This window comes from Enterobacter sp. EC_64 (genome assembly GCF_019584165.1).
Taxonomy (GTDB): Bacteria; Pseudomonadota; Gammaproteobacteria; order Enterobacterales; family Enterobacteriaceae; genus Enterobacter; species Enterobacter roggenkampii.
In genome coordinates this window covers 80,078-100,363 of record NZ_VDAS01000005.1, presented here as the reverse complement: position 1 = coordinate 100,363, position 20,286 = coordinate 80,078, and the positions used below count along the sequence as shown (strand labels likewise).

The window sequence follows — 20,286 nt, the reverse complement described above, 5'->3', positions numbered from 1 at the left end:
TATGAAATGAATTAATGATCAAAAAAAGCCCTTGCAATATGTCGCACAACTGGTTTAGGTTAAAAGACATCAAATGAATAAGCATTCATCGAGAATTTATATGACACGCGTTCAATTTAAACACCACCATCATCACCATCATCCTGACTAGTCTTTCAGGCGATGTGTGCTGGAAGACGTTTGGATCTTCCAGTGGTGCATGAACGCATGAAAAAGCCCCCGGAAGATCTTCTTCCGGGGGCTTTTTTTTGGACCGAATTCAGACAGGTTAAAACAGGTTAACGAGGAATAAAGAATGTTAGATAACTCACGTTTACGCATAGCTATTCAAAAATCAGGCCGTTTAAGTGACGATTCACGCGAACTGCTGGCCCGCTGCGGGATTAAAATCAACCTGCACACCCAGCGCCTGATTGCTCTGGCTGAAAACATGCCCATCGACATTCTCCGCGTGCGTGATGACGATATTCCCGGCCTGGTCATGGATGGCGTCGTTGACCTCGGCATCATCGGTGAAAACGTGCTGGAAGAAGAGCTGCTGACCCGCCGCGCGCAGGGCGAAGACCCGCGTTACTTCACCCTGCGTCGTCTGGACTTCGGCGGCTGCCGCCTGTCGCTGGCGACGCCGGTTGATGAAGCCTGGGACGGCCCGGCCGCGCTGAACGGCAAACGTATCGCCACCTCCTACCCTCACCTGTTAAAGCGCTATCTGGATCAGAAAGGCGTGCAGTTTAAATCCTGTCTGCTGAACGGTTCTGTTGAAGTGGCGCCGCGTGCGGGTCTGGCGGACGCCATCTGTGACCTGGTCTCTACCGGCGCGACGCTGGAAGCGAACGGTCTGCGCGAAGTGGAGGTGATCTACCGCTCCAAAGCGTGCCTGATCCAGCGTGACGGCGAGATGGCCGACGCTAAGCAGCAGCTGATCGACAAACTGCTGACCCGTATTCAGGGCGTGATTCAGGCGCGTGAATCCAAATACATCATGATGCACGCCCCAACCGAGCGTCTGGATGAAGTGATTGCCCTGCTGCCGGGCGCCGAGCGTCCAACCATCCTGCCGCTGGCAGGCGATCAGCAGCGCGTGGCGATGCACATGGTGAGCAGCGAAACCCTGTTCTGGGAAACCATGGAAAAACTGAAGGCGCTGGGCGCAAGCTCCATCCTGGTGCTGCCAATTGAGAAGATGATGGAGTAATGGCCATGAGCTTTAACACTATCATCGACTGGAATACCTGTAGCGACGCACAGCAGCGCGAGTTGCTGATGCGCCCGGCGATTTCCGCCTCTGAAAGCATCTCGCGCACCGTGGCGGAGATCCTGGATAACGTCAAAGCCCGCGGCGATGACGCGTTGCGTGAATACAGCGCGAAGTTTGATAAGACGGCCGTCGGCGCATTACAGGTTACCGAGCAGGAAATCATTGATGCCATGAATCGCCTGGGGGATGACATCAAGCAGGCGATGGCCGTTGCGGTGAAAAACATTGATACCTTCCACACCGCGCAAAAGCTGCAGACCGTGGATGTCGAAACCCTGCCCGGCGTGCGCTGCCAGCAGGTGACGCGCCCGGTTGCGTCCGTCGGCCTCTATATTCCCGGCGGCTCTGCCCCGCTTTTCTCCACCGTGCTAATGCTGGCGACTCCCGCACGCATTGCCGGGTGTCAGAAAGTGGTGCTGTGCTCGCCGCCACCGATTGCCGACGAGATCCTGTACGCGGCGAAGCTGTGCGGCGTGCAGGCGGTCTATAAAGTGGGCGGCGCGCAGGCGATATCCGCCCTGGCGTTCGGCACGGAATCCATTCCCAAGGTCGACAAAATCTTTGGCCCTGGCAATGCGTATGTGACTGAAGCTAAGCGTCAGGTCAGCCAGCGTCTGGACGGCGCGGCCATCGATATGCCTGCCGGCCCGTCTGAAGTGCTGGTGATTGCCGACAGCGGCGCAACGCCAGATTTCGTCGCGTCTGACCTGCTTTCCCAGGCGGAACACGGCCCGGACTCGCAGGTTATCCTGCTGACGCCGGATGCCGATATGGCAAAACGCGTGGGCGAAGCCGTGGAGCGTCAGCTTGCCGACCTGCCCCGCGCCGACACGGCACGCCAGGCGTTAGCGGCCAGCCGTCTGATTGTGGCGCGCGATCTGGCGCAGTGCATTGCCATTTCTAACCAGTACGGTCCGGAGCACCTGATTATTCAGACCCGAAATGCGCGCGATCTGGTCGACAGCATTACCAGCGCGGGCTCGGTGTTCCTCGGCGACTGGTCACCTGAATCCGCGGGCGATTACGCCTCCGGCACCAACCACGTGCTGCCAACGTATGGCTATACCTCAACCTGTTCCAGCCTGGGGCTGGCGGATTTCCAGAAACGCATGACCGTGCAGGAGCTCTCCCGCGAAGGGTTTGCCTCGCTGGCGTCCACCATTGAAACCCTGGCCGCCGCCGAGCGCCTGACCGCTCACAAAAACGCCGTTACGCTGCGCGTTGCAGCCCTGAAGGAGCAAGCATGAACATTGAAGAATTAGCCCGCGAAAATGTCCGTCGCCTGACGCCTTACCAGTCTGCGCGTCGTCTGGGCGGTAAAGGGGATGTCTGGCTGAACGCCAACGAATATCCCACGGCGGTGCAGTTTGAGCTGTCGCAGCAAACGCTGAACCGCTATCCGGAGTGTCAGCCGAAGGCGGTTATTGAGAACTACGCGCAGTACGCTGGCGTGAAGCCAGAGCAGGTGCTGGTCAGTCGCGGCGCGGATGAGGGCATTGAACTGCTGATCCGCGCCTTCTGCGAGCCGGGCAAAGACGCGGTAATGTACTGCCAGCCTACCTACGGCATGTACAGCGTCAGCGCGGAGACCTTCGGGGTGGCGTGCCGCAACGTGCTCTCACTGGAGAACTGGCAGCTGGATCTGCAGGGGATTGCCGACAATCTTGACGGCGTAAAAGTGGTGTTTGTCTGTAGCCCAAACAACCCGACCGGGCAGATTATTAACCCGCAGGATATCCGTACCCTGCTGGAGATGACGCGCGGTAAAGCCCTGGTGGTCGCGGACGAAGCCTACATCGAGTTCTGCCCGCAGGCGACGCTGGCTGGCTGGCTGGAAGAGTACCCGCACCTGGTGGTACTGCGTACGCTGTCAAAAGCCTTTGCTCTCGCGGGTCTGCGCTGCGGATTCACGCTGGCAAATAAAGAGGTCATCGACCTGCTGCTGAAGGTGATCGCCCCGTACCCCCTCTCGACGCCGGTTGCCGATATTGCGGCACAGGCGCTGACGCCTCAGGGGATTAACGCGATGCGCGAGCGCGTGGCGCAAATCCTGGAGGAACGTCAGTACCTGGTGACCGCCCTGAAGGATATCCCGTGCGTGGAGCAGGTGTTCGACTCGGAAACCAACTACATCCTGGTGCGCTTTACCGCTTCCAGTGCCGTATTTAAATCTTTATGGGATCAGGGCATTATCTTACGAGACCAGAATAAACAACCTTCTCTGAGCGGATGCCTGCGCATTACCGTCGGCACCCGTGCAGAGAGCCAGCGCGTGATTGACGCCCTGAAAGCGGAGAAAGTATGACCCAGAAGATCCTTTTCATCGATCGTGACGGCACCCTTATTTCGGAGCCCCCAGCTGATTTTCAGGTCGACCGATTCGACAAGCTGGCGTTTGAACCTGACGTGATCCCGGTGCTGCTTAAGCTGCAAAAAGCCGGGTACAAGCTGGTGATGATCACCAACCAGGACGGTCTGGGTACCGACAGCTTCCCGCAGGCAGACTTTGACGGCCCGCATAATCTGATGATGCAGGTGCTGACCTCGCAGGGCGTGGTGTTCGATGAAGTGCTGATTTGCCCGCACATGCCAGCCGACGAGTGCGACTGCCGTAAGCCAAAGGTGAAGCTGGTCGAGCACTATCTGGCGGAGGATGTGCTGGATAAGACTAACAGCTATGTCATCGGCGATCGCATCACCGATATTACGCTGGCGGAGAACATGGGCATCGCGGGGCTGCGCTATGACCGCAACAACCTTAACTGGGCGATGATTGGCGAGCAGCTGACAAAACGTGACCGCTACTCGCACGTTGAACGCAACACCAAAGAGACACAGATTGATGTGAAGGTCTGGCTGGACCGTGAAGGCGGCAGCAAGATCCACACCGGCGTCGGTTTCTTCGACCACATGCTGGACCAGATTGCCACCCACGGCGGTTTCCGCATGGAGATCGCGGTAAAAGGCGACCTCTATATTGACGATCACCACACCGTGGAAGATACCGGCCTGGCGCTGGGTGAAGCCCTGAAGCTGGCGCTCGGCGACAAGCGCGGCATTAACCGTTTTGGCTTTGTCCTGCCGATGGACGAGTGTCTGGCGCGCTGCGCGATGGATATCTCCGGTCGTCCGCACCTGGAATACAAAGCAGACTTCAATTACCAGCGCGTGGGCGATCTGAGCACCGAAATGGTGGAGCACTTCTTCCGTTCATTGTCCTACACCATGGGCCTGACGCTGCACCTGAAAACCAAAGGCAAGAACGACCACCACCGCGTGGAGAGTCTCTTCAAGGCCTTTGGCCGCACGCTGCGCCAGGCAATTCGCGTGGAAGGCGACGCCCTGCCCTCATCAAAAGGAGTGCTGTAATGAACGTGGTGATTCTGGATACCGGATGCGCCAACCTCAACTCCGTAAAGTCGGCCATCACCCGCCACGGCTACGAACCGGTGGTCAGCCGTGACCCTGACGTGGTGCTGCGTGCCGACAAGTTATTTCTGCCGGGCGTGGGCACTGCGCAGGCCGCGATGGATCAGATTCGCGAGCGCGAGCTGGTCGATCTGATCAAAGCCTGTACCCAGCCGGTGCTGGGCATTTGCCTGGGTATGCAGATCCTGGGCCGTCGCAGCGAAGAGAGCAACGGCGTTGACCTGCTGGGCATTATCGACGAAGACGTGCCGAAGATGACCGACCACGGTCTGCCTCTGCCGCATATGGGCTGGAACCGCGTGTACGCCAAAGCGGGCGACCGGCTATTTCGCGGCATTGAAGACGGCGCGTACTTTTACTTTGTGCACAGCTACGCCATGCCGGTGAACGTCAATACCATCGCCCAGTGCACTTACGGCGAGGCGTTTACCGCGGCGGTGCAGAAAGACAATTTCTTCGGCGTGCAGTTTCACCCGGAGCGCTCGGGCGCCGCGGGCGCGCAGCTGCTGAAAAACTTCCTGGAGATGTGATGATTATTCCCGCGTTAGATTTAATTGACGGCACGGTTGTCCGTCTTCATCAGGGTGATTACGGGCAGCAGCGAGACTACGGAAACGACCCGCTGCCGCGTCTGCAGGATTATGCCGCCCAGGGGGCACAGGTGCTGCATCTGGTGGATTTGACGGGCGCGAAAGATCCGGCGAAGCGACAGATCCCGCTGCTTAAAAATCTGGTCGCCGGTGTTGATGTGCCGGTACAGGTTGGCGGCGGCGTGCGTACGGAAGATGACGTTGCCGCGCTGCTGGACGCGGGCGTGGCGCGCGTGGTGGTCGGTTCAACCGCGGTGAAAGAGCCTGAGACGGTGAAGGGGTGGTTCCGCCGCTTTGGCGCCGACGCGCTGGTGCTGGCGCTGGACGTGCGCATTGACGAACAGGGTAATAAGCAGGTGGCGGTCAGCGGCTGGCAGGAAAACTCCGGCGTGACGCTGGAGGCGCTGGTCGAGATGTATCTGCCCGTTGGCCTTAAGCACGTGCTGTGCACGGACATCTCCCGTGACGGCACGCTGGCGGGCTCCAACGTCTCGCTGTATGAAGAGATCTGCGCGCGTTATCCGCAGGTAGCGTTCCAGTCTTCGGGCGGAATTGGTGATTTAAACGATATTGCCGCGCTGCGCGGAACGGGCGTACAGGGCGTGATTGTGGGCCGGGCCCTGCTGGAAGGTAAATTTACGGTGACGGAGGCGATACAATGCTGGCAAAACGGATAATCCCTTGCCTGGACGTACGTGACGGCCAGGTCGTGAAAGGCGTGCAGTTCCGCAACCACGAGATCATTGGCGACATCGTTCCGCTGGCAAAACGCTATGCCGATGAAGGCGCAGACGAGCTGGTGTTCTACGATATTACCGCGTCCAGCGATGGCCGCGTAGTTGACAAAAGCTGGGTCGCTCGCGTGGCGGAAGTAATCGATATTCCGTTCTGCGTGGCGGGCGGGATTAAATCCGCCGACGACGCCGCCAAAATTCTCTCGTTTGGTGCCGACAAGATTTCCATCAACTCCCCTGCCCTGGCCGACCCGGAGCTCATTACCCGCCTCGCCGATCGTTTTGGCGTGCAGTGTATTGTGGTTGGGATCGACACCTGGTATGACGCCGCAACGGGCAAGTATCACGTCAACCAGTACACGGGGGATGAAAGCCGCACGCGCGTGACGCAGTGGGAAACGCTCGACTGGGTGCAGGAAGTGCAGAAGCGTGGCGCTGGCGAGATTGTCCTCAACATGATGAACCAGGACGGCGTGCGTAACGGGTATGACCTCGAACAGCTGAAAAAAGTCCGTGAGGTCTGCCACGTTCCGCTGATTGCCTCTGGCGGCGCGGGCACCATGGAACACTTCCTCGAAGCCTTCCGCGATGCGAACGTGGACGGCGCGCTGGCCGCTTCCGTGTTCCACAAACAGATTATTAATATTGGTGAGTTAAAAACGTACCTGGCCGACCAGGGCGTGGAGATCAGGGTATGTTAACAGAGCAACAACAGGCGCTGCTGGACTGGAAAAAAACGGACGGATTACTGCCGGTGGTTGTCCAGCATGCCGTCTCAGGCGAAGTGCTGATGCTGGGATATATGAACCAGGACGCGCTGGCGAAAACGATCGACAGCGGCAAAGTGACGTTTTACTCCCGCACGAAAGAGCGCCTGTGGACCAAAGGCGAAACCTCGGGCCATTTCCTGAATGTAGTAAGCATTACGCCGGACTGCGATAACGACACCCTGCTGGTACTGGCAAACCCCATCGGTCCGACCTGCCATAAGGGCACCAGCAGCTGCTTTGGAGAGGCGAGTCACCAGTGGCTGTTCCTGTACCAACTGGAGCAGCTGCTGGCGGAGCGTAAAACGGCGGATCCGGAGAGTTCTTATACCGCGAAGCTGTACGCCAGCGGAACCAAGCGTATTGCACAGAAGGTGGGTGAAGAAGGCGTTGAGACAGCGCTGGCCGCGACCGTGCATGACCGTGAGGAGCTGACGAACGAAGCCTCTGACTTGATGTATCACCTGCTGGTGCTGCTGCAAGATCAGGCGCTGGATTTGACGGCGGTGATAGAAAACCTTCGCAAACGTCACAAATAAAAAAACCGGGGTATATCCCCGGTTTTTTTTAATCTGCAAATCAGGCTTTTGGTTTGTAGTTTCGTAAGGCGTTACGGCCAATCACGAAACCTGAACCGATAATACCACCCAGCAGCACGGCAAGAATCAGAACAACCGCTTTTTTCGGACTGTCACGATGTACTGGGAGTTCCGGCTTCATGACATACCGGTAAACGTGGATCGTGTCAGGGTTTACATTCAGATTCTGGATGTCCAACAGGTTTCGCTTGGTCTGGTAATAGGCCGTTGGGAAGACCAGCGGACGAGAAGCCTCATTGTCAATCATCGATTTCAGCCCCTCGCTACCCAGCAGGAACAACGTTTCCTGAGTCACCTCTTGGGTTTGCTGGACCTGCGGCGAGGTTATTTTCGCTGCTTCAGCGTTCTTGAGTGCCTCAGCAATCTGTTTGATACGCAGATCTTTTTGCTCCTGAGCGACCTTCTCCTGGTTTTGCAGGGAGTCATTCAGGGTTTTTATCTGTTCCTTGATGTTGTCCTTAAGGTCAACGGCAAGTTCTTTCGCCGTTTGCTCATCGACCTGCTGGATGTATTGTGCCAGCTGTCTCTGAGCGGCTTCTGCAGAGGTACTGGTATAGGAAACACTGAGCGGGAGCGGCTGTCCGGTCACAGTCGGCGCTATAGTCAGTTTCTCTGGCTCCTGCTGGTTCTCAAGCGCCTGAGATAATGCCGAGAATGAAGAGTTAAAACGGCCAATCGCGCGAGTTTGAATGTCAAGCATCGACGGTGCAGCGCTGCCGTAGAGGATGTTCAATGCGTTGGAATAGGTTGCTATCTGAGCTGCATCAGGTTGTGCAATTATCGCACTTGAGGTCCATTTTTCCTTTGCGACAGAGAGATATCCAATTGCCAGGACGATAAAAACGACAACAAAAGTTGCTATCATCCACTTCCCACGCCACAGCTGCAGCACTAAATCAAGTAAATCGATTTGCTCAGGATCATTGCTTCGACTGACCTGGCTATTGTTATTTTGTGTCATACAATCCCTAACAGATGAAAACGGGCGAACATAATGTTGTTTGCATAGTTTATCTATTGCTGGCAATTTTTCTATAAGAATCCGATGAGTAATATCGGAAAGATGGGTTATGTAACTTACATCCTTCGCGCTATCATAGACCCCATGCGATGCATTATGACATCTGTAAGAATAGGGTTATGAGGAAAGCTATGAAATTTTTAGTCACGGGCGCAGCGGGTTTTATCGGTGCAAATGTCAGTAAACGCCTCCTTGAGGCCGGGCATCAGGTTGTTGGTATCGATAACCTCAATGACTACTACGATGTAAGCCTGAAGCTGGCGCGCCTGGAACTGTTGAAATCAGAGCGTTTTACTTTTCACAAGCTGGAGTTAGCAGACCGTGAAGGCATGGCTGCGCTTTTCGCTGGTGAGAAGTTTGATCGTGTGATTCATCTGGCCGCGCAGGCGGGTGTTCGCTACTCCCTGGAAAACCCCCATGCGTACGCGGACGCCAACCTTATCGGCCACCTCAACGTGCTGGAAGGCTGCCGCCATAACAACGTTCAGCATCTGTTGTATGCCTCATCCAGCTCCGTATATGGCCTCAACCGCAAGATGCCCTTCTCAACTGACGATTCCGTGGATCACCCGGTTTCGCTTTATGCCGCGACCAAAAAAGCCAATGAGCTGATGTCGCACACCTATTCGCATCTCTACAACCTGCCGACAACTGGGCTGCGCTTCTTTACCGTATACGGTCCGTGGGGACGCCCGGACATGGCGCTGTTTAAGTTTACCAAGGCGATGATTGAAGGAAAAAGCATTGATGTCTATAACTACGGTAAGATGAAGCGCGACTTTACGTATATTGATGACATCGCTGAAGCCATTATTCGTCTGCAGGATATTATTCCTCAGGCAGATCCAAACTGGACCGTTGAGACCGGCTCTCCGGCAACCAGCTCAGCACCTTACCGGGTTTATAACATCGGTAACAGTTCGCCAGTAGAACTGATGGATTACATCACTGCGCTGGAAGACGCGCTGGGTAAAAAAGCCGAGAAGAATATGCTGCCTCTTCAGCCAGGAGATGTTCTGGAAACCAGCGCCGATACCCAGCCACTTTATGACGCGATCGGATTTAAACCGCAAACCTCGGTTAAGGATGGGGTGAAGAATTTCGTTGACTGGTACCGCGATTTCTACAAAGTCTAAAAATAAAAAACCCGGCAACTCAGCCGGGTTTTTTACAATATAGAGCAGAGAATCAGTCACTACCAAACAGATCGCGGGTATAAACCTTATCCGCCACGTCAGCCAGCTCTTCCGCCATGCGGTTTGAAATGATGACATCGGCTTCTTTCTTAAAGGCGTCCAGATCGCGGATCACCCGTGAATTGAAGAACTGATCGTCCGACATAGCAGGTTCATAGATAATAACCTCAACGCCTTTCGCCTTGATACGCTTCATGATCCCCTGAATGGAAGAGGCTCGGAAGTTATCGGAACCACTCTTCATGATCAGACGATACACACCGACCACTTTCGGCTGACGTGCAAGGATAGAATCGGAGATGAAGTCTTTACGCGTACGGTTGGCATCAACAATCGCCGAGATGAGGTTATTCGGCACTGCCTGATAGTTTGCCAGCAGCTGCTTCGTATCTTTTGGCAGGCAATAGCCACCGTAGCCAAATGAAGGGTTGTTGTAGTGATTGCCAATGCGCGGGTCGAGGCACACCCCTTCAATAATCTGGCGAGTATTCAGTCCAAGGCTTTCTGCGTAGCTGTCGAGCTCATTAAAATAAGCCACTCGCATCGCCAGATAGGTATTCGCGAAGAGCTTGATCGCCTCAGCTTCAGTGGAGTCGGTAAATAGCACCTGAATATCTTTCTTCAGGGCCCCCTCCTGTAGCAACGCAGCAAAACGTTCAGCGCGCTCAGAACGTTCGCCAATAACGATACGCGAAGGATGCAGGTTATCGTAAAGCGCTCTCCCCTCACGCAGGAATTCCGGCGAGAAGAAGATATTATCAATACCGAATTTTTCTTTAATGGATTTGGTAAAACCGACAGGGATGGTCGATTTAATCACCATCACCGCATTAGGGTTGATCGCGATAACGTCTTTGATTACCGCTTCTACCGTTGAGGTGTTGAAATAGTTGGTTTTAGGATCGTAGTCAGTAGGCGTCGCAATGATGACGTAATCCGCATCGCGGTATGCATCTTCTTTATCTGTCGTGGCGCGGAAATTCAGCGGTTTATTGCTGAGATAGTCCTGGATTTCTTTGTCGACAATCGGCGATTTCTTCTGATTGAGCATATCCACTTTGGCCTGCACGATATCCAGCGCAACCACTTCATGATTCTGAGCAATCAGAATGCCGTTAGAGAGACCGACATACCCTGTTCCGGAAATTGTTATTTTCATTCGCTAATGACTTCTGTGAGTTAACTGTACTGATGGTCGCCAGACCATCGCGATAAACATAACTGTTGGGCTTTGTACCTCCAGGCAAACTGAGCTGTCAAGGCAAACCAGGAGTAATCACCGCGAGGAGGATGAGATTCAGACTACTTCGAGTAACAGGCGGCAGTTTTTGCATAAAAAAACCCGGAGACAGGCTCCGGGTTTTGATGACAGCGAGTCAGTTAACTTATTCCATCCATTCGGTATGGAATACGCCTTCTTTATCGGTACGCTTGTAGGTATGCGCACCGAAGTAGTCACGCTGTGCCTGAATCAGGTTTGCAGGAAGAACTGCCGCACGGTAACTGTCGTAGTAGGCTACTGCCGCAGAGAAGGTCGGAACCGGGATGCCGTTCTGAACAGCATAGGCAACTACATCACGCAGAGCCTGCTGGTATTCGTCCGCAATCTTTTTGAAGTACGGTGCCAGCAGAAGGTTGGCGATACCGGCGTTTTCAGCATAGGCATCGGTGATTTTCTGCAGGAACTGCGCACGAATGATACAGCCCGCGCGGAAGATCTTCGCGATCTCACCGTAGTTCAGATCCCAGTTGTTCTCGTCTGATGCCGCACGCAGCTGAGAGAAGCCCTGCGCGTAAGAAACGATTTTACCCAGATACAGTGCACGACGCACTTTTTCAACGAATTCGGCTTTATCACCCGCTGGTTTAGCCTGTGGGCCAGACAGTACTTTAGATGCCGCGACGCGCTGCTCTTTCAGAGAAGAGATGTAACGCGCGAAAACAGACTCAGTGATCAGAGACAGCGGTTCGCCCAGATCCAGAGAGCTCTGGCTGGTCCATTTACCGGTACCTTTGTTCGCTGCTTCATCCAAAATCACATCAACCAGGTATTTACCCTCTTCATCTTTTTTCGTGAAGATATCTTTGGTGATGTCAATCAGGTAGCTGTTAAGCTCGCCTTTGTTCCACTCGGTAAAGGTTACAGCGAGCTCTTCGTTAGAAAGGTTCAGACCGCCTTTCAGCAAGGAATAAGCTTCAGCAATCAGCTGCATGTCGCCGTATTCGATGCCATTATGCACCATTTTCACATAGTGACCGGCACCGTCAGGACCGATATAAGTCACACACGGCTCGCCATCTTCTGCAACAGCGGCGATTTTAGTCAGAATAGGCGCAACCAGTTCGTATGCTTCTTTCTGGCCGCCAGGCATGATGGATGGGCCTTTCAGCGCGCCCTCTTCGCCACCGGATACACCGGTACCGATGAAGTTGAAACCTTCAGCGGACAGTTCACGGTTACGACGAATGGTGTCCTGGAAGAAGGTATTACCGCCATCAATGATGATGTCACCTTTTTCGAGGTAAGGCTTCAGGGAGTCAATCGCTGCATCGGTACCTGCGCCCGCTTTCACCATTAACAGGATACGACGAGGCGTTTCCAGAGACTCAACGAATTCTTTAACCGTATAGAAAGGAACCAGTTTCTTGCCTGGATTCTCGGCAATCACTTCTTCGGTCTTATCACGGGAGCGGTTGAAAACGGAGACGGTATAACCACGGCTTTCGATGTTGAGCGCCAGGTTGCGCCCCATCACTGCCATACCGACGACGCCGATCTGTTGCTTGGACATTACATACTCCTGTCAGGTGTGGTCGCCGCGGTTTTTTGTCCGCAGCTTATAGATTATTAAATATGATAACCTACTAAAAGGGGAAGTAAAAAGAAAATATTTCACATAAAATGCGTAATGTTTGTATATTAATTTTTAATTAAACCTAATTAACATAAGTCCTATTCAATATATCTTAGGATTCTTGCTGGATTTCCAGCAACAACAGCATTATCTGGAACATTTCTAGTAACTACACTACCGGCACCAACTAAGCAATTCTGCCCCAAAGTTATACCTGGAAGAATAGTTGCGTTCGCTCCAATAGATGCTCCTTTCTTTACAACTGTCATTAAAAATGATTCAGGATAGATTTTGGACTTAGGATAGAGATCATTTGAAAATGTGACATTGGGTCCTATAAAAACATCATCTTCGATTCTAAGCCCATTCCACAAATAGACACCAGATTTTACAGTGACCCTATCACCTAAAATTACATCATTTTCTATCAATGTATGTGCACATATATTGCAATCAACACCTATTTTTGCGCCATTAAGGATTACAACATATTGCCATATTCTTGTACCTTCTCCAATATTTTCACTTTGTACATCACTAATTTCATGAATAAACATATACCTATACTCGTTCAATAAGCCATTATTGATAAAACGTGTTGGTAAATCAAACTAAAAAACAAATCATCACCTTCTAATCAAACCAGCAAGACAAAAAATAAAAAGAGCAAATCTATCACGAAAACGTCTGCGGAGTTTGTTCACTTGAAAAGAAAGAATTATACTATCAAAAAAACCACCATTTATAAGATGCTTCCCAATCGAGCTCTTATCCATCTCTAATAGTAATATGATTTTTATGATCTCTCCGGCATACCATCGGTCAAAAACTTTCTTTGATCGCTTAGCAGCACTTCGGATACTATTATTAGCACCAACTTGATTGTTCGCGTGTTGCCGATACAACATAGAAGGTTGTTTATCAATAATCCATTTGAAACCACGATTTCTTGCGTAAGCATAAATCATCCAGTCATGAAGCGTGACTTTTCCCACTTCATTTGGATGTGCTAAATAAAATTCTTTAAAGCTTTTGCACAACTCATTCGTCAAAACATAAGTACAACCGGGTCCAGCCGCTTCAAATAAATAGTCATACTTTACTTGCTCTTGAGCCTTGTCAATCAAACATTTTCGGCCATCCTCCCAGAATGCGATGATATTGCTTGAATATCCATGAGCATTGCTTGAAGTCATATTACATATGGAAGTATATAGTTTGCTTTCAAACCAAATGTCATCCTGATCTGAAAACGATACATAGTCATATTTCGAAAAATCCACATCTCGAATTAATCTATAAAAATTTGGCCCTGCGCCACCAAATCGTTCACCATAATTTAATACTGACAATCGATGATCTTGCTCAGCATAAGCATTACATAGTTCAAATGTATCATCATCAGATTTATCTACACTAATATATATATGAACGTTTACATGAGACTGATTTAAAATACTGTCAATTTGTTCTTTAATCCATTTACTACCATTGTATGCAGCCAATAGCACTGCAACATTTACATGCGTCATTAGTTCTAGCGCCCCTTCTTAAAATATATACGCCGCAAGAAGGTATGTAATACCCTTACAGGTGGAAAAACGATCACAGCCCCTAACAGGCATTTGAATTTTCGATCAACAAAAGCATGCATATATAAGAATGAACTAATTTCGAAGAAATGTTTCCAGGCATGACTTATATTTGTAATCTGCGCAGAGTGTCTTCTATATGAGAAAAGATGAAGTGGTAAATTATAAAACTTCATATTTTGACAAATCATGCGGATAAATAGTTCATGATCTTCCGACATGAAACCAAATTTATATGCTCCTACGGCCAAAAGACTTTCTTTTCTGAACATTAACGCAGGATGGCACATGACATTTCGAAGGCAAATGATTTTTGAAATTTCTTGATGATGCTCATAGAAAGGGAATTTTTTTGATAAAACTTGATTGTTTTCATCAACCAAATCAACTTTGCACCCAACTACAGAATAGTCTGGGTTAGCGTCTAAAAATTCAACTTGTCTTTCTATTCTTTCTTTATGAGAAATATCGTCAGCATCCATCCGTGCAACAAAGACTCCTTTTGCCTCATGAATAGCTAGATTCAGAGCAAAAGTAAGTCCTTTGATTAGTGTATGCAATAATCTAATTCTGTCATCAGTTTTTGATAAATTCTCTAGATATAATAGTTCTTTCTCGCTAACACCATTTGCAATAATAATAAGTTCAAAATTTCGGTAGGTTTGAGAGAGAATACTATTTATTGACTCTTCTAAAAATGAATCAACTCTCGAACACGGTAAAATAATAGAAACTAAAGAATCCTTATTATGTTCCATAAACAAAAAGCCCTTTTAAAAAATCCCTACTAAATATATTAAACATAAAGTAGAATAAACTTAATAACAAAATAAAGATAAAGAATAGAATGCTATTTCTCTTAGAAACCTTTTCTAGGAGCAACGCAAAAAGAAACGGTTCTACCGATGAAAGATAACCACCTAAACGCTGCGAGATTATTGGTATATTAAAAAACAGGCAGTAATAAAAATATGCACCAATGAAAGCAACGTATAATGATTTTAATCGAGCGTCATTGTAAATTACTCGAATAAAACAAGTAGAAATAAACAATGCTAATGCCAACATTTTGACTTTCTGAAAAATGGAGTTTCCTACCACATACTCAGAATTAATGTACCTTGATAAATCAAACCCAATTACAGGTAAGCCATGCAATTGTTCTATACTCACAGATGGTATAAGAAACATCAAAACTATAAAAATCCAGAAATAATTCGCATATATTATCTTAGGCTTATATGTGGCTATAATAGATGTTATTGTATATTTTTGAAAGAAAAGAGATGCAATGATAAGAATTAAAAATGATCTTACTTTAGTAAGCGAAAGTAAAGCATAGACAACTAATAACGATGCCACAGCATTTCTAATTTGCGCCAAATCCTTCAACATAAATGAATAAGGAAAATATACTAACCATGCATATACAGGATTTATAGAGTATTGATAACAAATCTTATAAAACAAAAAAAATGACAAACTAGAGAATATTATCATCAATATGGTTACATCATCTGAAAAACAAGACAATAACCAGTTAATGGCTTTAAATCCAATTTCACCATGAATCTCTAGTGATGTAATTGCTTCCCAAAAGCTTAAATTGGATAAGCTTTTATAAATATTTGCATATTCTTCATAATCTGGAAAAGAACTATCTCTTAGAGCTGCAACAGCGTAACATACAAACAAGTAGAGATAAAATAATTTCTGATTATATGAGGATGAAATTTTAGTTTTTATCGCAATTAAAAAAGCAAAAACATATAGCGCTACTAATATGATTCCCATATTTTTATAAACTCATCGCAAACAATATTATCAGAATGATTTTTTATTATAAACTCTCTTGCACTTTCACTGATTTTTTTTCTTAATTTAGATGATGTAATTAACTCGTTAGTTTTATCAGCGATATGAAGAAAATCCGAAGTTGCGTTTATTCCTATCTCATCATTATTCAAATTGTAATACTTTAGGAATTCATCTTCAAAGCCTGAAAAAACTACTTTCCCATATGCCATTCCCATTATGGCATTCATACCTTGATCATAAGAAAACGTCTGATCGAAAATGATGTCAGAATTTTTCATTAACTCAATATATTGTGAGAATGGTACAGATCGAATGTCTATGAATTCAGCATTTGAAATTAAGGATTTTGCTTTATTAAAGACATAATCTCCTTTTCTATAGTTTTTCCCATTTTGAATACCGTGGAAGATTTTAACACGCTTATTGTCGCTTTCACAAAGCTCGAATTTTTTTACATCAATTGGGAAAGGTACAACTTTTGTACAATTTGTTTTTTTCTCATAAGGCTGCAAGTAATCAACAGAACCAGGAATAATAGCATTAACTTTAGATGCAACATACTCTGATAAATTTCGATATCCTGGATAGAATAAGTATCTACCACAATGATAAATCTCCTTACTCAGAAAAATTTTTTTATTATTAAACATGCTTTTTGTTTTATTTTTTATATGATATGAAACCCAAGCAGTGTCGTCACCAACAGCATACATAAAAACTTTCTTATTATTTTCAGTTAATATGTCAAAAAGCAATTTATTTAGATTAGAGTTAAGTTGCTCGCAAATAACAGGATTAATAATTTGGACAACATCGAACCCTTTGATACCTTTAATAAACTCATAGTTTTCCTCCCAAAACTCTCGTCCGTGTACATTAGCATAAATTTTAGCTTTTGACTCAGCGGGTGCTGGGAACCATTTTAAATTAGTCGGGATATTTTTATATCCATCACCATCAGAGAGTAAAGTACAGTCTATACCTTTATCATTAAGTATTCGCCAAAGGTTATAATGCACACTACTATAATCACCTAGCAAAAGAACTCTCATAACTTACCTTCTCCCTCATCGAAAGTGATTCTCTTTAGAATAATTCTCATTAATACTAAATATAAAAAATAATTCAGCGCAAATGCATAATTTGCACCATGCACTCCAAATCGATGCACAAAAAGATATGTCAGACCGACTAATAAGAACGAGAACGATAATTCCGTTATAATATATACTTTAGCCTTACCATGAGCCAGAACAGGATATGCATATAACCAACTTATGATTTTTATAACATCGCCAATTAACTGTACTGCAAATAACTCTCTAGCAAGTGAAAATTCTTTGGTAAATAGAATGGATATTAATAAATCTCTACAAAAGAAAACAAATGTAGCCATTAAAACAATAGTTGGTAATATAAACTTTAAGACATAATGTATTTCAGCCTTAATATTATAATATCCATTGGTTTTCGCTAATTTTGGAAGGTAATAAGTGCTAAGTGCCATCGTAATTACGGCAAGATAAGCTTCCGAAATCCGCCATACTGCCTGCCAGTTACCAGCACTTTGTAAGCCAACAGCATTTGAAATTATACTTCTGACGATAAGTATCGTAGCAGGGAAAAGCATTGCGCTAATTGCAGTCATTACGAAAAACTTGGATATATTTTTTAATTGCTTCTTATTTACCTTGCCAATAAAGTTTGACAACTTACACCAATGTGAATTAATAGCAAGAACAACTAATACTATACCTGTAAGCCCACCTTGTATCCCTGCAGCAATTAAAACACCATTGATATTATATTTAAGAATAAGAAAAATCATTATAAAAAAAGTTATTACTGTTGATAACGCTCCGCTTATCAAATATTTTCGGTAAAGTTCTAACCCATTAAATATTGAAGTAATTAATGTTCCTATTGCAGCCACAGGTAGAGTTAATGATGTTATTATAATCAGCCATTTATACTCACTGGAACCCAATACATGATAAGATATAAACCCAGAATAAATTATCATACAAAAAATAACAGGAATAGAAATAGAACAGAGAATAATAAAACTCGCACGCCACCACCAAAAGCTATTTTTATCTCCATTTTCAGATGTATATTTTATAACGCCTGTACTAACAGGCGCGTTAAGTATTCCCATTACACTACCAATCAAACTCTGCATTTGCCCTAAAACCACAACACCAGCAGGACCGGCATAAACTGCAGCAGCTTTTGAAATAACAAAACCTATCAGCATTTTAAACAACGTTAAGAATGCAGACATGCTTGTTATTTTTAGTATTTTTTTCATACAGAAAACGTGTTAATAAGATTTATTATTTTATCTAAGTCACTGTATTCCATTGTTGGATCTAGTGGAAGAGAAAGGACTTCTTTATGAATTTTTTCAGTGACAGGTAAAGACACCTGATTTAACGAGCTATAAGCTTTTTGTTTATGAGGTGGAAGTGGATAGTGTATTAATGTGCTGACGTTATTCTCTAAAAGATATGCCTGCAATTTTTCACGTTCAGGTGTCATAATTACAAATAGGTGCCATACATGATTTTCAACGGCATTATATTTAGGCAGCGAAATCAATGGGTTATTTATATTTTTGATATAATACTGTGCTATTTCTTGTCGTATTTTAGTTTCATTATCTAAATATTTAAGCTTGACATTTAGAAAAGCTGCTTGTAACTCATCTAATCGACTATTAACTCCCTGGAAATCATTTACATATTTTACTTTAGAACCATAATTTCTAAGCGCTTTTAATGTATCTGCTAGTTCAGGATCATTTGTAACGATTGCCCCAGCATCTCCTAGAGCCCCCAGATTTTTTCCTGGATAGAAACTAAAAGCACCTGCATCGCCCCAATTTCCAGCTAGTTTTCCCTCTAGCTTAGCTCCATGGGCTTGTGCACAATCCTCAAGAATTAACAGGTCATTTTCTTTTGCAATTTTTGACAACTCATTCATTTCTGATATTTGCCCGTAAAGATGAACAGGCAGGATTACTTTAGTTTTTGGGGTGATTTGTTCTCGAAGTTTTTCAGGGCTTATATTGAAAGACTTTGAATCAGGCTCCACCAGAACCGGACATAGTTTATTTTCCGTAATTGCTAATATTGAAGCAATATAAGTGTTAGCGGGAACCAATACTTCATCACCATCTGCGAGCTTACCTAATTCTTTCCATGCCCTTAGAGTAAGGGTAAGTGCATCAAGTCCATTTGCAACACCTATGCAATATTTTGCACCACAATAATTAGCAAAACTATTTTCAAACTTATCCAGCTCACTCCCCATAATATACCAACCTGAATCGATTACTTTTTCACAAGCATTTATCAACTCAGAACGATATTGTTTATTAATTCTCTTTAAATTTAAAAAATCTATTTTTGACATTTTTTTCCCATATCAAATTTAAACAGCCATGATAGTTACAATAAAGACGACTATAATTAATTAGCAAACTGACTTTACAAAATCATCGTAATTTCTAATATAATCGCTCTCATCATAAAAATCATCGGCCAATACCATTAATATGCAGTCATCAGAAAAATCATACATTTCATGCCACACAAGTGGTTCGATCAATAATCCAACAGCAGGATTGTCTAAGGTAATATCTTGCTTAGTATAGCCATCATCGAAGAGGAATTTACATGAACCTTTTAGAACTATCGCAACTTGGGTTGTTTTTTTATGAGCATGATAGCCTCTTCGTACCTTTGTTTGAGTATCATACATATAATAAACACGCTTTATATTAAAAGGTATATGCCTATTTTCTTCAATAGCAACCAATAACCCTCGCTCATCACCGTGCATCTGTAAGGGAATTTTTACAATATTCATAAAATCTCTTAAAATAATTCAGCTTCGTTAAAGGCCTGACCAGCAGCATCTTTTGAGGAAAGAATAAAATCTATGCCTTTCCAGTCAATATTTAAATCTGGATCATTCCAGGCAATTGTTCTTTCGTGGTTTTTAGAGTAATAATTTGTAGTTTTATATAAAAACTCTGCTTCATTGCTCAAACATACGAACCCATGAGCAAAACCTTCTGGTATCCATAATTGACGTTTATTTTCAGAAGAAAGTATATAACCTACCCATTGTCCAAAAGTTGATGAAGACTGTCTTAAATCAACTGCGACATCATAAACTTCGCCATGAACGCATCTAACAAGCTTACCTTGTGCAAAAGGTTTGGTTTGATAATGCAACCCTCTAAGTACTCCTTTTGTTGATTTAGAGTGATTATCCTGCACAAATTCTATCTTACGATTTATTATTTCTTCAAATTTTTTTAGATTAAAACTTTCATAGAAATAACCTCGTTCATCACAAAAAATTTCAGGCTCAATCAGTAGCACATCAGAAATTTTAGTCTTAATTATATTCATGCC

At 46.1% G+C, this 20,286-nt stretch carries 22 protein-coding genes and 1 other annotated feature; of the genes, 10 read left to right on the top strand and 12 right to left on the bottom strand.

Annotated elements, in window-relative coordinates; genetic code table 11:
- Positions 1-100 precede the first annotated feature (100 nt).
- The 9 genes from hisL (at position 101) to hisIE (ending at position 7,317) form a co-directional block, all read left to right on the top strand.
- Entirely contained in the window at positions 101-151 is a 51-nt protein-coding gene (gene hisL, locus FHC52_RS05600; RefSeq protein ID WP_001364200.1) for a his operon leader peptide, read from the top strand.
- Positions 127-250 (top strand) — a sequence feature (His leader region). It overlaps the preceding gene by 25 nt.
- Before the next feature lie 45 nt (positions 251-295).
- Positions 296-1,195, top strand: a complete 900-nt coding sequence (hisG, locus tag FHC52_RS05595; RefSeq protein ID WP_000886595.1) for an ATP phosphoribosyltransferase — start codon at positions 296-298, stop codon at positions 1,193-1,195.
- 5 nt (positions 1,196-1,200) lie between these two features.
- Complete coding sequence (hisD, locus tag FHC52_RS05590; protein ID WP_220419963.1) at positions 1,201-2,505, top strand: histidinol dehydrogenase; 1,305 nt, start codon at positions 1,201-1,203, stop codon at positions 2,503-2,505.
- Positions 2,502-3,563, top strand: a complete 1,062-nt coding sequence (gene hisC, locus FHC52_RS05585; RefSeq protein ID WP_021241431.1) for a histidinol-phosphate transaminase — start codon at positions 2,502-2,504, stop codon at positions 3,561-3,563. The genes hisD and hisC overlap by 4 nt, the downstream gene beginning before the upstream one ends.
- Positions 3,560-4,627, top strand: coding sequence for a bifunctional histidinol-phosphatase/imidazoleglycerol-phosphate dehydratase HisB (hisB, locus tag FHC52_RS05580; RefSeq protein WP_021241432.1), 1,068 nt, complete (start codon positions 3,560-3,562; stop codon positions 4,625-4,627). Before hisC ends, hisB begins: the two co-directional genes overlap by 4 nt.
- Positions 4,627-5,217, top strand: coding sequence for an imidazole glycerol phosphate synthase subunit HisH (gene hisH / locus FHC52_RS05575; protein ID WP_021241433.1), 591 nt, complete (start codon positions 4,627-4,629; stop codon positions 5,215-5,217). The genes hisB and hisH overlap by 1 nt, the downstream gene beginning before the upstream one ends.
- Positions 5,217-5,954, top strand: a complete 738-nt coding sequence (gene hisA, locus FHC52_RS05570) for a 1-(5-phosphoribosyl)-5-[(5-phosphoribosylamino)methylideneamino]imidazole-4-carboxamide isomerase (RefSeq protein ID WP_032652636.1) — start codon at positions 5,217-5,219, stop codon at positions 5,952-5,954. Before hisH ends, hisA begins: the two co-directional genes overlap by 1 nt.
- Positions 5,936-6,712: an imidazole glycerol phosphate synthase subunit HisF gene (hisF, locus tag FHC52_RS05565; RefSeq protein ID WP_021241435.1), complete on the top strand. Its 777-nt coding sequence runs from the start codon at positions 5,936-5,938 to the stop codon at positions 6,710-6,712. The genes hisA and hisF overlap by 19 nt, the downstream gene beginning before the upstream one ends.
- Entirely contained in the window at positions 6,706-7,317 is a 612-nt protein-coding gene (hisIE, locus tag FHC52_RS05560) for a bifunctional phosphoribosyl-AMP cyclohydrolase/phosphoribosyl-ATP diphosphatase HisIE (protein WP_220419962.1), read from the top strand. The genes hisF and hisIE overlap by 7 nt, the downstream gene beginning before the upstream one ends.
- A 40-nt stretch (positions 7,318-7,357) precedes the next feature.
- On the opposite strand, the gene wzzB is transcribed toward hisIE, so the two are convergent.
- Complete coding sequence (gene wzzB / locus FHC52_RS05555) at positions 7,358-8,338, bottom strand: LPS O-antigen chain length determinant protein WzzB (protein WP_063922188.1); 981 nt, start codon at positions 8,336-8,338, stop codon at positions 7,358-7,360.
- A gap of 191 nt (positions 8,339-8,529) precedes the next feature.
- On the opposite strand from wzzB, the gene FHC52_RS05550 reads away from it, so the two are divergent.
- Complete coding sequence (locus FHC52_RS05550; protein ID WP_063922187.1) at positions 8,530-9,534, top strand: NAD-dependent epimerase; 1,005 nt, start codon at positions 8,530-8,532, stop codon at positions 9,532-9,534.
- A gap of 52 nt (positions 9,535-9,586) precedes the next feature.
- Here the strand turns inward: FHC52_RS05550 and ugd are convergent, their stop codons facing one another.
- The 11 genes from ugd to rfbC form a co-directional block, all read right to left on the bottom strand.
- On the bottom strand, positions 9,587-10,753 hold the full coding sequence (gene ugd, locus FHC52_RS05545; protein ID WP_044596690.1) for a UDP-glucose 6-dehydrogenase: 1,167 nt from the start codon (positions 10,751-10,753) through the stop codon (positions 9,587-9,589).
- 226 nt (positions 10,754-10,979) lie between these two features.
- Complete coding sequence (gene gndA, locus FHC52_RS05540; protein WP_063922186.1) at positions 10,980-12,386, bottom strand: NADP-dependent phosphogluconate dehydrogenase; 1,407 nt, start codon at positions 12,384-12,386, stop codon at positions 10,980-10,982.
- 161 nt (positions 12,387-12,547) lie between these two features.
- Entirely contained in the window at positions 12,548-13,006 is a 459-nt protein-coding gene (locus FHC52_RS05535) for an acyltransferase (protein WP_071994486.1), read from the bottom strand.
- A 69-nt stretch (positions 13,007-13,075) separates the two neighbouring features.
- Complete coding sequence (locus FHC52_RS05530) at positions 13,076-13,981, bottom strand: glycosyltransferase (RefSeq protein ID WP_063922185.1); 906 nt, start codon at positions 13,979-13,981, stop codon at positions 13,076-13,078.
- Positions 13,982-13,986: 5 nt separating this feature from the next.
- Positions 13,987-14,799: a glycosyltransferase gene (locus tag FHC52_RS05525; protein ID WP_074168275.1), complete on the bottom strand. Its 813-nt coding sequence runs from the start codon at positions 14,797-14,799 to the stop codon at positions 13,987-13,989.
- The gene (locus FHC52_RS05520) at positions 14,789-15,835 is read right to left on the bottom strand and encodes an EpsG family protein (RefSeq protein ID WP_074168274.1); all 1,047 of its coding nucleotides are present in this window, start codon (positions 15,833-15,835) and stop codon (positions 14,789-14,791) included. Before FHC52_RS05520 ends, FHC52_RS05525 begins: the two co-directional genes overlap by 11 nt.
- A complete protein-coding gene (locus tag FHC52_RS05515) occupies positions 15,820-16,911 on the bottom strand; it encodes a glycosyltransferase (protein ID WP_063922183.1) in 1,092 nt (363 codons plus the stop codon). The genes FHC52_RS05520 and FHC52_RS05515 overlap by 16 nt, the downstream gene beginning before the upstream one ends.
- Complete coding sequence (locus FHC52_RS05510) at positions 16,908-18,170, bottom strand: O-antigen translocase (RefSeq protein WP_024908087.1); 1,263 nt, start codon at positions 18,168-18,170, stop codon at positions 16,908-16,910. The genes FHC52_RS05515 and FHC52_RS05510 overlap by 4 nt, the downstream gene beginning before the upstream one ends.
- On the bottom strand, positions 18,167-19,276 hold the full coding sequence (locus FHC52_RS05505) for a DegT/DnrJ/EryC1/StrS aminotransferase family protein (protein WP_032645285.1): 1,110 nt from the start codon (positions 19,274-19,276) through the stop codon (positions 18,167-18,169). Before FHC52_RS05505 ends, FHC52_RS05510 begins: the two co-directional genes overlap by 4 nt.
- Before the next feature lie 60 nt (positions 19,277-19,336).
- Positions 19,337-19,732: an FdtA/QdtA family cupin domain-containing protein gene (locus tag FHC52_RS05500; RefSeq protein WP_024908089.1), complete on the bottom strand. Its 396-nt coding sequence runs from the start codon at positions 19,730-19,732 to the stop codon at positions 19,337-19,339.
- Positions 19,733-19,740: 8 nt separating this feature from the next.
- Complete coding sequence (gene rfbC, locus FHC52_RS05495; RefSeq protein ID WP_063922182.1) at positions 19,741-20,283, bottom strand: dTDP-4-dehydrorhamnose 3,5-epimerase; 543 nt, start codon at positions 20,281-20,283, stop codon at positions 19,741-19,743.
- Between the last annotated feature and the right edge of the window lie 3 nt (positions 20,284-20,286).

Excerpts from the sequence above, each read along its gene's own strand:
- FHC52_RS05530 (WP_063922185.1), bottom strand. The coding sequence starts at position 13,981 with ATGACGCATGTAAATGTTGCAGTGCTATTGGCTGCATACAATGGTAGT.
- hisG (WP_000886595.1), top strand. The coding sequence starts at position 296 with ATGTTAGATAACTCACGTTTACGCATAGCTATTCAAAAATCAGGCCGT.
- gndA (WP_063922186.1), bottom strand. The coding sequence starts at position 12,386 with ATGTCCAAGCAACAGATCGGCGTCGTCGGTATGGCAGTGATGGGGCGC.
- wzzB (WP_063922188.1), bottom strand. The coding sequence starts at position 8,338 with ATGACACAAAATAACAATAGCCAGGTCAGTCGAAGCAATGATCCTGAG.
- rfbC (WP_063922182.1), bottom strand. The coding sequence starts at position 20,283 with ATGAATATAATTAAGACTAAAATTTCTGATGTGCTACTGATTGAGCCT.
- hisC (WP_021241431.1), top strand. The coding sequence starts at position 2,502 with ATGAACATTGAAGAATTAGCCCGCGAAAATGTCCGTCGCCTGACGCCT.
- hisF (WP_021241435.1), top strand. The coding sequence starts at position 5,936 with ATGCTGGCAAAACGGATAATCCCTTGCCTGGACGTACGTGACGGCCAG.
- FHC52_RS05535 (WP_071994486.1), bottom strand. The coding sequence starts at position 13,006 with ATGTTTATTCATGAAATTAGTGATGTACAAAGTGAAAATATTGGAGAA.
- ugd (WP_044596690.1), bottom strand. The coding sequence starts at position 10,753 with ATGAAAATAACAATTTCCGGAACAGGGTATGTCGGTCTCTCTAACGGC.
- FHC52_RS05525 (WP_074168275.1), bottom strand. The coding sequence starts at position 14,799 with ATGGAACATAATAAGGATTCTTTAGTTTCTATTATTTTACCGTGTTCG.
- FHC52_RS05500 (WP_024908089.1), bottom strand. The coding sequence starts at position 19,732 with ATGAATATTGTAAAAATTCCCTTACAGATGCACGGTGATGAGCGAGGG.
- hisIE (WP_220419962.1), top strand. The coding sequence starts at position 6,706 with ATGTTAACAGAGCAACAACAGGCGCTGCTGGACTGGAAAAAAACGGAC.
- hisA (WP_032652636.1), top strand. The coding sequence starts at position 5,217 with ATGATTATTCCCGCGTTAGATTTAATTGACGGCACGGTTGTCCGTCTT.
- FHC52_RS05520 (WP_074168274.1), bottom strand. The coding sequence starts at position 15,835 with ATGGGAATCATATTAGTAGCGCTATATGTTTTTGCTTTTTTAATTGCG.
- FHC52_RS05515 (WP_063922183.1), bottom strand. The coding sequence starts at position 16,911 with ATGAGAGTTCTTTTGCTAGGTGATTATAGTAGTGTGCATTATAACCTT.
- hisH (WP_021241433.1), top strand. The coding sequence starts at position 4,627 with ATGAACGTGGTGATTCTGGATACCGGATGCGCCAACCTCAACTCCGTA.
- FHC52_RS05550 (WP_063922187.1), top strand. The coding sequence starts at position 8,530 with ATGAAATTTTTAGTCACGGGCGCAGCGGGTTTTATCGGTGCAAATGTC.
- FHC52_RS05510 (WP_024908087.1), bottom strand. The coding sequence starts at position 18,170 with ATGAAAAAAATACTAAAAATAACAAGCATGTCTGCATTCTTAACGTTG.
- hisB (WP_021241432.1), top strand. The coding sequence starts at position 3,560 with ATGACCCAGAAGATCCTTTTCATCGATCGTGACGGCACCCTTATTTCG.
- FHC52_RS05505 (WP_032645285.1), bottom strand. The coding sequence starts at position 19,276 with ATGTCAAAAATAGATTTTTTAAATTTAAAGAGAATTAATAAACAATAT.
- hisD (WP_220419963.1), top strand. The coding sequence starts at position 1,201 with ATGAGCTTTAACACTATCATCGACTGGAATACCTGTAGCGACGCACAG.